General features: G+C 44.6%; 13 protein-coding genes. 8 read left to right on the top strand and 5 right to left on the bottom strand.

Annotation, left to right across the window (positions count from 1 at the left end; genetic code table 11):
* The first annotated feature begins 135 nt into the window (after positions 1 to 135).
* Positions 136 to 837, top strand: a complete 702-nt coding sequence (locus VF412_RS01685; RefSeq protein ID WP_331337460.1) for a pirin family protein — start codon at positions 136 to 138, stop codon at positions 835 to 837.
* A gap of 46 nt (positions 838 to 883) precedes the next feature.
* On the opposite strand, the gene hpt is transcribed toward VF412_RS01685, so the two are convergent.
* From hpt to VF412_RS01700, 3 genes are read right to left on the bottom strand one after another with little or no spacing between them, the layout of a single operon-like run.
* Entirely contained in the window at positions 884 to 1,420 is a 537-nt protein-coding gene (hpt, locus tag VF412_RS01690; protein WP_331337461.1) for a hypoxanthine phosphoribosyltransferase, read from the bottom strand.
* 20 nt (positions 1,421 to 1,440) lie between these two features.
* Positions 1,441 to 2,232: a uracil phosphoribosyltransferase gene (locus VF412_RS01695; RefSeq protein ID WP_331337462.1), complete on the bottom strand. Its 792-nt coding sequence runs from the start codon at positions 2,230 to 2,232 to the stop codon at positions 1,441 to 1,443.
* 21 nt (positions 2,233 to 2,253) lie between these two features.
* A complete protein-coding gene (locus VF412_RS01700) occupies positions 2,254 to 3,159 on the bottom strand; it encodes a hypothetical protein (RefSeq protein WP_331337463.1) in 906 nt (301 codons plus the stop codon).
* A gap of 225 nt (positions 3,160 to 3,384) precedes the next feature.
* On the opposite strand from VF412_RS01700, the gene rsmH reads away from it, so the two are divergent.
* Genes rsmH through VF412_RS01715 form a run of 3 tightly spaced genes read left to right on the top strand, consistent with a single transcriptional unit; the run spans position 3,385 to position 6,684 of the window.
* Complete coding sequence (gene rsmH / locus VF412_RS01705; RefSeq protein WP_331337464.1) at positions 3,385 to 4,371, top strand: 16S rRNA (cytosine(1402)-N(4))-methyltransferase RsmH; 987 nt, start codon at positions 3,385 to 3,387, stop codon at positions 4,369 to 4,371.
* A complete protein-coding gene (locus VF412_RS01710) occupies positions 4,352 to 4,696 on the top strand; it encodes a histidine kinase (protein WP_331337465.1) in 345 nt (114 codons plus the stop codon). The genes rsmH and VF412_RS01710 overlap by 20 nt, the downstream gene beginning before the upstream one ends.
* Before the next feature lie 2 nt (positions 4,697 to 4,698).
* Positions 4,699 to 6,684 (top strand): penicillin-binding transpeptidase domain-containing protein, encoded by a 1,986-nt coding sequence (locus tag VF412_RS01715; protein WP_331337466.1) that lies wholly within the window; start codon positions 4,699 to 4,701, stop codon positions 6,682 to 6,684.
* Between the two features lie 62 nt (positions 6,685 to 6,746).
* Here VF412_RS01715 and VF412_RS01720 read toward each other — a convergent pair whose 3' ends face one another.
* Entirely contained in the window at positions 6,747 to 7,091 is a 345-nt protein-coding gene (locus tag VF412_RS01720; RefSeq protein WP_331337467.1) for a hypothetical protein, read from the bottom strand.
* Positions 7,092 to 7,377: 286 nt separating this feature from the next.
* Between VF412_RS01720 and VF412_RS01725 the strand changes: the two genes are divergently transcribed.
* Positions 7,378 to 7,797, top strand: coding sequence for a barstar family protein (locus tag VF412_RS01725; protein WP_331337468.1), 420 nt, complete (start codon positions 7,378 to 7,380; stop codon positions 7,795 to 7,797).
* 49 nt (positions 7,798 to 7,846) lie between these two features.
* Here the strand turns inward: VF412_RS01725 and VF412_RS01730 are convergent, their stop codons facing one another.
* On the bottom strand, positions 7,847 to 8,527 hold the full coding sequence (locus VF412_RS01730) for a serine esterase (protein WP_331337469.1): 681 nt from the start codon (positions 8,525 to 8,527) through the stop codon (positions 7,847 to 7,849).
* Positions 8,528 to 8,553: 26 nt separating this feature from the next.
* On the opposite strand from VF412_RS01730, the gene VF412_RS01735 reads away from it, so the two are divergent.
* The 3 genes from VF412_RS01735 (at position 8,554) to VF412_RS01745 (ending at position 12,183) form a co-directional block, all read left to right on the top strand.
* A complete protein-coding gene (locus VF412_RS01735; RefSeq protein WP_331337470.1) occupies positions 8,554 to 10,038 on the top strand; it encodes a UDP-N-acetylmuramoyl-L-alanyl-D-glutamate--2,6-diaminopimelate ligase in 1,485 nt (494 codons plus the stop codon).
* Between the two features lie 13 nt (positions 10,039 to 10,051).
* Positions 10,052 to 11,473 (top strand): UDP-N-acetylmuramoyl-tripeptide--D-alanyl-D-alanine ligase, encoded by a 1,422-nt coding sequence (locus VF412_RS01740; protein WP_331337471.1) that lies wholly within the window; start codon positions 10,052 to 10,054, stop codon positions 11,471 to 11,473.
* A 116-nt stretch (positions 11,474 to 11,589) separates the two neighbouring features.
* Positions 11,590 to 12,183 carry a TetR/AcrR family transcriptional regulator gene (locus VF412_RS01745; RefSeq protein ID WP_331337472.1) on the top strand — a complete coding sequence of 198 codons (594 nt, stop codon included), beginning with the start codon at positions 11,590 to 11,592 and terminating at the stop codon, positions 12,181 to 12,183.
* Positions 12,184 to 12,191: the final 8 nt, after the last annotated feature.

Consider the following 12,191-nt stretch of genomic DNA (forward strand, 5'->3'; position numbering starts at 1 on the left):
TTCTTAGTATTGGAAACGGGACCTGAAAAGAACAATCCCTGAGAATGTTCCTCGGCATGACCGAGCAGAACCGCTTCAACCCCTGATAAAAGGGACTAAGCTAATACCGTAGTTAAAAACGGGGAGGAGGATTTTATGATGTATCACAGAGTATCCGAAGACAGAGGCTTCGCAGAATTCGGAGGTTGGTTGAAATCCTATCACACCTTCTCGTTCTCTGATTACTACGATCCACGCTTTATGGGATTCCGCGATCTTCGAGTGATCAATCAAGATTGGATTGCGAAGGGTTCGGGTTTTCCGACTCATCCACATAATGACATGGAGATCATTACCTATGTTTTGAAAGGACAAGTCGAGCATCGCGATAGTATGGGTAATGTCGGTCAAATCAATGCTGGTGAAATTCAAACAATGCATGCGGGGACAGGTATTCGCCATAGCGAATACAACCCTTCAAAAACTGACGAGCTTCAGCTTTTTCAAATTTGGATTATGCCAGATAAAGCGGGGGCAAAACCTGGGTACACTCAACAGGCTTTCAGTCGTGAAGAAAAATTGAATACTCTTCGTCTGATGGTTTCAAGAGATGGTCGTGAGGACAGTCAGAAGATCAATCAAGATGTGGACTTATATGCGTCAGTTCTTGAGGAGGGAAAGACGTTGGAATTCAAGATCCGTCCCGAGCGAGCAGTGTGGATCCAGTTGGCAGAAGGTGAGATCGAAGTGAATGGTCAAACCTTGAAATCTGGCGATGGCTTGGCGGTTCAAGATGAAGATCTTCTCAAGATCAAAGCCAGTAAAGAAACGGAATTTTTGTTATTCGATCTTCGATAAAAAAAGAGAGTCCACGGACTCTCTTTTTTTCAGATGTTCAAACGATCTATTGGAAGTTTTGAACTTGAGCGATGTATGGAAGATTGCGGTAGTAACCTTGATAATCAAGGCCGTATCCAACAACAAAGTCATTTGGAATTTTGAAACCAACGTGATCCATGTCGCATTTTACCTTCAATGCCTCTGGTTTTTCCAGCAAAGCAATTGTCGTAAGGCTTTTTGGTTTGCGCGACAAGATAGCATTTTTCAAATAGTTCATTGTAAGGCCTGTATCAACGATATCTTCAACAAGAATCACATGCATGCCTTCAACAGGGCTTGCAAGGTCCAATGTGACTTTTACTTCGCCTGATGAAGAAGTGCCGCCATGATAGCTAGCAACGCCAAAGAATTCACAAGTGATGTCAGCATCCATATTGCGGATCAAGTCAGAATAGAACATGAATGAACCCTTCAACACGCAAACAGCGACAACTTTTTCGCCTTTGAATTTTTTTGTCAGAGTAGCACCCAACTCTTTTACTTTTGCCTGAATCTTTTCTTCAGTGATGTAAGGTTTTAGAGTCAAATTAGTCATTGTCATAGGAAGAAGCCTTTCTTAGTCTACACGAAAGAATTGTTCATGATCTCGCCGAAACCGCCGCCACCGGGAACGATATATTGCTTGTCGTTCAAACCGCGTTCTTGATCCCAATATTGGCCTGGAGTCGCATCTAAAACTGCCTGAGGAGACAGGCCACGGTCAAGTCTTAAGGCATAGATTACGACTTCGGGGTGAGCCGCCAGAACATTCTTCAAATATTCCGGCGTCACAATCAAATTAAGGCAGATAAACTTCTTGGCGGGACCTTCAATGTGCTTTTTATAGTGGTTGATAGCGGTCACCATGGTGTTACCCGTCGCACCCATGGGGTCAGGGAAAATCACGTGAGCCCCTTTAACATCTCCGCCAATTTTCATTCCACCGAGGTTGGCCCCCGTCACATGATCTTTGTTGTCTGTCATGCGCGCAGCGAAAATATGATCTTGCCGAACATTTACTGCGGGAAGAGAGAAATGTAGGAAATTGTAACAGATGTGACTGGGATAAGTCCCGGCGCGAGCTAAGTTTACACTGACAGCTTTTTGTGCTTGAGACAGTCGGCTGCCTTTGAGTTTTTGCTCGGGATGCATTTGCGTCATGCGCGTCACTTGCTCGAACTGTTCCTGGTCAAACTCGTTATTCATCGTAAGCGAAATGAGATGAGTGTAAAGAACCTCTACGATGCGATTGATTTCGGGTTGGAAGCAGTCAGGATGGCAAAGTTTAGCAAGAAGACCATTTAAGAAGGGGCTGTCGATGATATGAACCTGAGGCCCATAGTGGTGCCTCATTTCCGATTGAAATTGAGCCATGATGAAATCCTGGTTTGTTACCTAGTTGCTTTTCGAAAACTCAATAAAGATCACAAAATCACTATCACCGGATCTGAACTGTGGCGAGCGTAAAATTTTGTAAATATCAATTGATGTCAATTCGTCGTCATTTTCCAGGAATGATTGTGTCGGCATGACACCAGAAATGAAGAACCCTGTACCCACGCCGATTTCAAAAATAGCCGGGAAGGACTTTCTTTGGATCTCGAAACCACCGGTAGCACCCGGTTCGCGCCACGTGCGTTGAATCTCCAGGTTCCCGCGAAGATTATTACTGTCCAAATCGTTCAATTCAAAGAACGTCGTCAATCCAATTTCAACTGATGGATTCGCTCGATCTTTTAGGCCATAAAACCATTGTAGAGTTTTTGATGAGTCCAATGGCTTGTCTTCGCGATGAAGAATTTTAACATTGGCGTTAGTGACTCTCTTATCAACAGCCGGAAGGATTCCTGCGGTGTAGTCTTTAAATGACATGAACTGACCTGTGGCTTGGCTCGCCTCATAAATATTTGCCAGCACCGAGCGCGGTACTTCCGCATAATATACAATCAGATGGGGAGCTAGAGTCTTCGCCAGGCCGCGAGTTTCCTTCGGAGTCACTTTAACATCTGCCGCTTTCGTGGGAGCTTCCTTCGAAGCTGATTCAGTGGTTTCCGGCGGTGGGGGCGTTGGGGTATTTTGCGCAACCATGGGTGGCGGCGGAGGTGGTGGGTTTAACTCTGATGAATTGATTTGTATGGAGGATTTTAAATACGTTACGCGCTGTTGGATGTTCTCTTGGCCACGTTGATAAATGAAGACTCCAAGGATAGAGGCCACGACAAGTAACAAACCTAATTGAACAAGAACGTTGTTGAAAAATCTTTTGAAGAAAGGAACTTCCGGCGCCTTGAAGCTTTCCATATCAACGCCACATTGAGCGCAATATTTATCTTTAGGTTGTTGAAAGCCACAACGCGGGCATTTAATCAGCATCGAAATTTAAATCCTTTAAAAATCTTTCGCCAAAAATTTGTCTAATTAGAGACAGCTTCTTAATTCAGGATAAGGGAAAGCTACTTGACGCTCAATGGAATAATTCATACCTTGAAAATTCCACGGGAATTCCATTACAGCGAAAGTTTCATCATGAAAAAGTACAAACCAAAATCAGGCGAAAAAATAGAGCGACACGAAGAGATCATCCCGCCTAAGGTCGAGCTTCCGATTGAATTTTCGAAGGAACATTATCCCGTTCTGCTGCAAGAAGTGATTGCTGCCTTTCATCCTTATCGCACTCACGCTGATGTCAGATATTTCGACGGGACCTTTGGCCGGGGTGGTCACTATATGGCGATGAAGCACGTGGTTCCCCAGATGAAAGCCACGGTCATGGACCAAGATCTAGCTGCAGTCAATTATGCGAAAACCCGTTTCAAGACGGAAGTCGAGAAAGGGGAGCTTGAGGTAATTCATGGAAATTTCTCGCAGTTTTCAGATCATAATTTAAAAAACTTTGATATGATGCTCTTAGATCTAGGTGTGAGCTCTCCGCAATTGGACCAGGCAGAGCGAGGCTTTAGTTTTTATCACGATGGCCCCCTGGATATGCGAATGAATCAGCAACAAGGTTTGACGGCTGAGGTGCTTGTGAATACGGCAACAGAGGACGATCTCATTCGAATCTTCAAAGAGTACGGCGAAGTCCATCGCCCATCTCGTGTTGTACGTGCGATCGTGAATGATCGCAAAACAAAGGCATTTCAATCTACATCTCAACTTGCTGGTTTGATCGAGCGCGTGGATGGATGGCAAGTAAAAGGTCATCATCCTGCGACGAAGTATTTCATGGCTCTGCGTTTGGCAGTGAATTCAGAGCTTGAAGTGGTTGGTGAAGCGTTGCCGGCGATGATGAAGGCATTGAAGCCTGGTGGTCGTTTGGCTGTGATTACTTTCCACTCGTTAGAAGATCGTATCGTTAAAAATATCTTCCGAGATGCAGAAGCTTTGGGAAGACCTGTTTATAAAAAAGTCATAGTCCCATCTCAGGAAGAGCTGGATATGAACTCTCGCTCGCGCAGTGCGAAGTTGAGAGTTTTCGAGAGGAGTGCTCAGGATGAGCTCAGAGAACTTTAGGCAACTAAAACCTTTCTTCAGTATTTTGCTTATCATTTTCACGCTGTTTTCAATCGTCTTCCTGCAAATGGAAGAACGTCGCATGGGTTACAGCGTTTTGAAATTAACCCGCGAGCACAAAAAAGTTTTGGAAGAGCGTCGTGTGAAAGAAATCGCACTGGCGAAGATCACGCGTCCGCAATTGCTTGAGCACGTCGCCCAGCAAAAATTCACTTTAAAAAAGGTTCAGGCCAATCAGATCATTCATCTGACGGGTGTTGTTGAATCAACAGTTTCTAAAGATACAGAAAAAGTCGTTAGTAAAGTTGCCAAAAAGGATCTGTAGTTTTGAAATCACGTATTGTCTTTATCTTCGTAGGTATTTTGCTTCTATGGTCCATGCTTATGATGCGTGCTGCGTATTTGCAGTTCTTGCCGAATGATCGTTTGAATGCGCTTCAAAATCGTCAGTTTAAAACAAAGATCACGCTTCAGGCTCGTCGGGGCGCGATTGTAGATCGCAATGGTCGCGATCTTGCGATGTCCGCAACCGCTTATTCTTTGTATGCAGATCCGAAGCTTTTGGAGAATCGCAAAGTTTTGGCTCGGAAGATTGCAAAAGTTTTGAATCAAAGCCCTGAGGCAGTGTATTCAAAGATCAAAGACGGGTCGCGCCGATTTGTGTGGATTCAGCGTTTGATCGAACAGGACAAAGCTGACGAAATAAAATCCTGGGACATTCGCGGTCTTTCCTTCGTAGAAGAATGGCGCCGCGTTTACCCAAATGAAACTTTGCTTGCGCAAACTTTGGGTTTCCTAGGAATTGAAGGGCAAGGTCTTGAAGGTTTGGAGCTTGGTTACGATCAAGCGCTTCGCGGAAATCAAAAGAAAGTCATCATTAAACGCGACGCTCGTGGCAGACCATTGATTAATGATGGCTTGATGTTCACCGAAAATCCTGACGGTAATGAATTGAAGCTGACAATAGATTCAGATCTTCAATACACGTTGGAAAGCGAATTGCAAAATGCGGTGACAACATTCGATGCGGATCATGCGGTGGGTATTGTTCTTGATGCGAAGACCTCAGAGATCCTTGCGATGTCGTCGGCACCGTCTTTCGACGTCAATAAAGCGATGACAACACCTTCAAATTATCGTCGCAATAAAGTTGTGACAGATGGTTTTGAGCCAGGTTCAACAATGAAGGCTTTGGTCATTGCAGGGGCCCTTCGCGACGGCACGGTTCAGCCTAATACAAAGTTTTTCTGTGAAAACGGAAGTTATAAAGTTGGCGATAAAATCATCCGCGAAGCTGAAACAAAAGAGAAATTCGGTGATCTGACTGTCGGGGAAATTTTGGCTGTTTCATCCAATATCGGAACGACGAAAATCGCTTTCAAGATGGGAGCGGACCGTCTTCGCCAAGATCTTCTTGATTTTGGCTTCGGTCAAAAATTAGGGATCGATCTTCCCGGCGAAGCGCGCGGTATGGTGCAGGCTTTGCCATGGCGCCCTCACTTGCTAAGTAATATTTCATTCGGCCAGGGTGTGGCTGTGACTCCGCTGCAAATTGCAAATGCCTATGCGGCCATTGCAAATGGCGGTGTTTTAAATACACCATTCATTGTCCAGTCTGTGCGTGATTCTGAAACAGGTGAAACAACAGAAACAAAAGTAAAGCCGATCCGCCGTGTGTTGACGGCAGAGCAAGCTGCGCAAATGCGTGCGATGCTTTTGGGGGTAACGACCTTGAAAATCGGAACAGGTGCGAATGCACGTGTTGATGGTTTCATGGTTGCCGGTAAAACCGGGACTGCACAAAAAGTAAATCCAAATGGTCGTGGTTATCTCAAGGGCGCTTATATTTCCAGTTTCGCTGGATTTATTCCTGCCAACGATCCTAAGTTTGTGATCTATGTGGCAGTAGATTCGCCACGTAAAGCGTATTACGGCGCAACGGTGGCAGCTCCTTTGTTTGCGAGAATTGCTTCTTATGCAGTTCGCAAAGAAGGTATCGCACCTTTGATGTTGGGGGATGAGCGCACAGTGAATCCGAAAACAAAGAAAGCTCCATTAGTGATTCCAAAGATTGTGAAATCGGAGCCGGCTAAACCAGTTCTGACAGCGGCAGAGTTGGATCAGGCTACTGCCATGAAAACTGGAGATAGCGTTCCGAACTTGATGAATCTTTCCACTCGCGAAGTGCTTCGTCGAATCAGCGGTCAAGATATTAAAGTCAAATTTGTAGGACAGGGGATAGTTTCTGAGGTCCTTCCCTCGGTCGGCTCGCAACTGCCAGCCGATAAGAACATTACTGTGATTTTGAAATAAAAAAAAGGGAAGCCAGGCTTCCCTTTTTTTATATTAGATTTTGAAAACCACGAAATGATTTCCTACTTCGCAGTGCAAGCTTTCAAAGTAATCGAAATGATTTTGCCCGAGCCTGTGAGTCTCATATTCACCGTACAAGTTTGATTTGCGAACCCCATGATCGCAGCATAGTCACCTTGAGCACTTAGAAGTTCAATGTTTGAATCGGTCAAGTCGTTGCAAATTTGTTCTGCCGAACGGCCAACATAAGTGTAATCGAATGGGCCGAAGTTACCGGTTTCCATCAAAGACAAATAAGAAACACCGTATTTCAAAGCCAATGGAAGCTGATCAACACAAGAAGATGCTTGAGCAGAAACACCAGAAAAACTAAGACCCGCGATAACTAAAGCCAAAATCTTTTTCATAAATCCCCCATATGAAATTTGGAATGGGCCACTCATACCGAACTTTTAGAGAAAAGGAAAAGGGAAAGCAGCCCAGGCTAAAATTAAAATATTAGGGCATCAAAATGGCAGTTTTGCGGGTTTAAAGACTTACTGTCTAAAGCTTGGTCAGTGGGACATGGACAAAAAACGGTCAGCCTTGGAAAAAAAGAAAAGGCTTTCTGATATTTCCGCAAGAGGTGAGGGCATTTGTCTATTTCTATCGAGGCCGTGATATAGTGCCGCATCTTTAAAAACGGAGGATTTCATGAAATCAGTTCTTGGTCTTTTGGTGGCTTGTGTGACGATGGTTTCTCTTCAGGCGCGTGCAGACTTGTTCGATGCTCCAGAGAGTATTCAAACCTCTATTCCTGGCGCTGTGATTACTGAAGCCGGTGACGAAATTATTCTGACTATTGAAGGTAACGACGTTCAATCGCTCCAACAACTACACCAGATCTTTGCGAAAGCATTGAAATTGCCTGCGACATACGGCAAAAATTTTGATGCTCTTTATGATGTCTTGACTGATGAAACCCTTGTTTCAAAACGTCTTGATATCGGTGTTATCGGCGGTGAAGCTTTGAAGCAAAACATTGGTGCTAAAAACGTCCAAAAACTTATTGATGTTTTGAACGACGCTTATGAGGCAGATCCAATGCACTTAAGCTCGATTTACTGGCAATAATTTAAGCCGCTGGCTAAGAATAAAAAAGGGCGCTTTCTAGCGCCCTTTTTTAGTTTTGACCATTGATGTATTCGCCAATCTTCGTCAGAACTTGTGCGGGAATTTCGTGGCCTCCGCGGAAACTCATCAGGGAGCCTTTCATCCCATTTTGAGTTAAAAGAGTTTCTAATTTCTGTGCTTGTTTAAATCCTAAAACCTGATCTGCTTCCCCATGGCTTTGGAAGAACTTTTCGCCAGCGCGATTTGGAATTAAAGCTTTTAATTTATCCTGATTTACCAAAGTTCCAGACATAATGACTAGGCCTTTTGGTGTTTCAGGGGCGCGCATATACAGCTCTGTCGCAAGCATCGCGCCCTGGCTGAATCCGCCTAAGATAATTTGATTCCAAGGAACTCGCATTTGACGAATCATTTCAAAAGCTGCATCGATAGCTTTCTCCATTCCTTTCGGCGCTTCATTTGAAAAGTCACGATGAGTGCCGGTCTCCATTGCCCGTTGAATTTCCATCATGTCGATATTCCACCACGCGCGACCCATCCACGCGGGACCAATAGGAACTTCCAAAGGACCATTCGGGAAAAGCCAGTTGTAAGTTTTCTTCGTAGAAATCATTTCGCCCAAAGGACGCAGGTCGTTGCAGTCTGCTCCATAGCCATGGAATAGAATGACCCAGGGCGCATTGTCGTCTTGATTAATTTCTTCGCAATGTATTTTTCCGAGTTGTCTCATAATGGCTTCATACTATACTGGGCAGTATGAATCTACAGCATCTTTTTTCTGCCTTACCCGGGGTTCCGAGCGATATCTTTTCTCACTTACAGGTGACGGGACTTTTTAATGATGCTCGTAAGGTGATTCCTGATTCAGTTTTTGTCGCCATTCGTGGCGTCAAAGTCGATGGACACAGTTTTATTCCTGATGCCATCGCTAAAGGAGTTCTTGCGTTAGTTGTTGAAGATAAATCCCTAGTTCCCGCAAGTTTCGATGGTGTTGTTCTGCAAGTTCCCAGCAGTCGTGAAGCCCTGGATCTTTTGGCATCACGCTACTATGCAGATCCTGGCCAAGAACTTTTTTGCGTAGGTGTCACGGGAACCAATGGAAAAACCTCTGTGACATATATGACCGAGGCTATTTTGAATCACGGTCAAATTTCGACAGGAGTTATCGGAACCGTAAACCATCATTTGGGAAATAAAGTATGGGCATCCGATATGACGACTCCCGATCCTATCTTCTTACAAAAGCGTTTGCGTGAGTTTCGGGATGAAGGCGCGAGAGCCGTGGCAATGGAAGTTTCCTCTCACGCCTTGGATCAACATCGTGTCGATAGCGTACCTTTCAATACAGTGATCTTTACAAATCTGACTCGTGATCATTTGGATTATCATCAGACGATGGAGAACTATCTTGAGGCAAAACAAAAGCTTTTCACGGACCTCATGTGGAAGACCACAAAAAGTCCGTGCTTTGCCATCATTAACACTGACGACAAATATGGTCGTCGCTTGAAAGTGGCAGAACCCGCAAATCTTTGGACTTACGGTTCAAAGGATGCTGACTTTAGATTTAAAATCAAACGGATGGATTTTGCGCTGACTCATTTTGAAATTACAACACCTGTAGGTGTGGGTGAAGTTCATTTGCCGATGTCGGGAACTCATAACGTGATGAATGCGTTGGCGGCTATTGCGGCAGGGATGTCGGCAGGAATGCCGTTGTCTTTGTGTTGTGAAGCTTTGTCTTCATTTACCGGAGTGCCGGGACGCTTGCAATCCGTACCGAATAATAAAAATGTCTCGGTCTTTGTTGATTACGCGCATTCCCCTGATGCTTTAGAGAATGTGTTAACGGCCTTGAATAAGGTCCGCGAAAATCTTCAATCGTCTGCGCGAATTTGGACTATCTTCGGGTGCGGTGGAGATCGCGACAAAGGCAAACGTCCTTTGATGGCCGAGATGGCTTTGAAATATTCAGATGAGGTGGTGGTCACGTCGGATAATCCCCGCACAGAAGATCCGCAGGCCATCATCAAAGATATTATGGTCGGAGTAAAATCCCAAGATAAGACTCATGTGATCGTCGATCGCAAAGAGGCCATTTTTGAAACACTTAAAAAAGTAAATGAAGGCGACGTCGTTCTGATCGCCGGTAAAGGTCATGAAGACTACCAAATCATCGGAACACAGAAATTTCCATTCAGCGATGTAGAAGTCGCTGAAGAAGCTTTGCTTAAGAGATAGTGAGGATCAATCAATGAGAGCCATGGACGTGCAAACAATTGAAAAGGTAACTGGAGCGAAAGTATTAAGCTCTTTAACAACTCAATTCACTGGAATTGGAACTGACACCCGTGTGGATTTGAAGGGGCAATTGTTTATCGCTTTGAAAGGCGAAGCCTTTGATGCTCATAGTTTTCTTGATAAAGCAGCAGCGCAAGGAGCCGCTGGCATTCTAGTTCATGAAGAAAATGACCAAGTAAAAAAATTGCTTGGAAAGATGACGGTTCTTTTGGTGCCTGACACATTGAAGGCTTTGCAGCAACTTGGGACTTGGGCTCGTCGCCAATCGAAAGGCAAGATTGTCGCGATCACAGGCTCCAATGGTAAGACGACAACGAAAGAGTTTACCGCGGCATTGATCGGTTCTGCGAAGACAGTTCATTTCAACAAAGGAAGTTTCAACAATCACTGGGGAGTTCCTTTTACTTTGTTACAACTAGATCCCAATAAAGAAGTGGCCGTTGTTGAAATGGGAATGAATCACGCAGGCGAATTGACCGAGCTTGTTCACATTGCAGAGCCTGACGTTGTGGTTTGCACAATGGTCGGCAGAGCCCACATAGAGTTCTTCGGTACGATTGAAAAAATCGCAGAGGCTAAAGAGGAGATCTATAATGCGGCCTCAGACGAGGCGATCCGCATTTATAATTTAGATAATACGCAAACGCATAATATGTATGTTCGCGGTCGCGAAAAATTTCCTCAGTCAAAAATGTTGACGTTTTCTTCTGAAGATCCGCGTGCAGATGTGCATTTGATAATCTCGTCGATGAATATGCACGAGCTCGCAATCAAAGGAGCTATCGCAGGTGTTGCGGGTACGGCCCGTGTGCAAGTGTTTGGGGCGCAGAATCTGACCAACTTAATGGCGGCGGCAACTCTCGGTTTGGCCGTGGGTATGACTCCTGAACAGGTGTGGGCAGGACTTCCTCATTGCAAAACAAACTGGGGGCGCAATCAGCTTGTGCACTTGAAGTCCGGCGCGCAGATGATCTTTGATGCTTACAACGCAAATCCAGATAGCATGAAGGCATTGATTGATAACGTCAGCTTGTTGACCGTGCCGGGTAAAAAAATTGGAGTCTTCGGCCAAATGCGCGAAATGGGTTCTGCCTCGGCAGATCTTCATCGCGAATTGGGCGAGCGTGTGGGAACTGCTGGTTTTGATAAAGTCTATTTCATTGGCGATGATGCAGAAGCATTTACTCAAGGTTTGACGACCGTAAACTATAAGAACCCATCAAATATTCAAAAAGATTATACAGATGAAGCGGGGAAAGATCTGGCTCATAGTCTAAAAAATGGTGATATCGCTGTCGTGAAGGCGTCGCGCGGAACAAAACTCGAAAGATTTGTCTATCCTTGTGAGCCTTTAGATTTTTCTGAAAAGAACTAATATTCGTTAGCATGCGAACTAATTTGGGACGCTAAGTTTGGAGCTTTGTCCTATTTGTTAACATCTATGGAATATTTTGTAGTGATCCCTACAAAATAGCTTTATAGTCGGTTTCTATGGGACGCAAACCTGCATTTAACAAAGAAGAGGCGATACAAGGGGCTCTCAGGGCTTTTTGGATTCATGGGTATGACAAAACCAGTCTTGAAGATTTGCTTGGCGCCATGGGAATTAAAACCTCTAGCTTCTACAATACATTCCAGAGCAAAGAGGCGTTGTTCTTCGAAGTTCTTCAATACTATCGCCAGAGTCTGGGAAGTCAGCGGTTAAATTATTTGCGCGACAAAGATCTTTCCGCTCGCGAAGCTCTTTTAAAGTACTTTGATCATCTCGTTTATCACAGTGATAGAACCGGTTATCCATCCGGCTGTTTCATGATGAAAACCGCCGCGAATCTTTCTGACCCCGATTCGACAGTGGGGCGTGAAGTGACAATTGCAATTACTAATTTGCGAAAGGGCTTTGAAGTCGCTTTGCAAAGAGGCATTCAGTCCAAAGAATTAAGAAAAGATTTGAACGTTGAAGAATCTGCAAAGCTACTGATGACAGCGGCCTACGGACTTAGCGTTTTATTAAGAACAAAGACAAGTAAGAAAGAACTTCTAAGTACAGCTCATGCCCTAATCGACATGCTGACTTCCAAGCTCTAAGGAGTTTA

Origin of the sequence: Bdellovibrio sp., from assembly GCF_036384735.1 — a bacterium.
In the GTDB taxonomy this organism is placed as follows: Bacteria; Bdellovibrionota; Bdellovibrionia; order Bdellovibrionales; family Bdellovibrionaceae; genus Bdellovibrio.

Excerpts from the sequence above, each read along its gene's own strand:
- VF412_RS01735 (WP_331337470.1), top strand. The coding sequence starts at position 8,554 with ATGAATCTACAGCATCTTTTTTCTGCCTTACCCGGGGTTCCGAGCGAT.
- VF412_RS01730 (WP_331337469.1), bottom strand. The coding sequence starts at position 8,527 with ATGAGACAACTCGGAAAAATACATTGCGAAGAAATTAATCAAGACGAC.
- VF412_RS01745 (WP_331337472.1), top strand. The coding sequence starts at position 11,590 with ATGGGACGCAAACCTGCATTTAACAAAGAAGAGGCGATACAAGGGGCT.
- VF412_RS01725 (WP_331337468.1), top strand. The coding sequence starts at position 7,378 with ATGAAATCAGTTCTTGGTCTTTTGGTGGCTTGTGTGACGATGGTTTCT.
- rsmH (WP_331337464.1), top strand. The coding sequence starts at position 3,385 with ATGAAAAAGTACAAACCAAAATCAGGCGAAAAAATAGAGCGACACGAA.
- VF412_RS01710 (WP_331337465.1), top strand. The coding sequence starts at position 4,352 with ATGAGCTCAGAGAACTTTAGGCAACTAAAACCTTTCTTCAGTATTTTG.
- VF412_RS01700 (WP_331337463.1), bottom strand. The coding sequence starts at position 3,159 with ATGGAAAGCTTCAAGGCGCCGGAAGTTCCTTTCTTCAAAAGATTTTTC.
- VF412_RS01695 (WP_331337462.1), bottom strand. The coding sequence starts at position 2,232 with ATGGCTCAATTTCAATCGGAAATGAGGCACCACTATGGGCCTCAGGTT.
- VF412_RS01740 (WP_331337471.1), top strand. The coding sequence starts at position 10,052 with ATGAGAGCCATGGACGTGCAAACAATTGAAAAGGTAACTGGAGCGAAA.
- hpt (WP_331337461.1), bottom strand. The coding sequence starts at position 1,420 with ATGACAATGACTAATTTGACTCTAAAACCTTACATCACTGAAGAAAAG.
- VF412_RS01720 (WP_331337467.1), bottom strand. The coding sequence starts at position 7,091 with ATGAAAAAGATTTTGGCTTTAGTTATCGCGGGTCTTAGTTTTTCTGGT.
- VF412_RS01685 (WP_331337460.1), top strand. The coding sequence starts at position 136 with ATGATGTATCACAGAGTATCCGAAGACAGAGGCTTCGCAGAATTCGGA.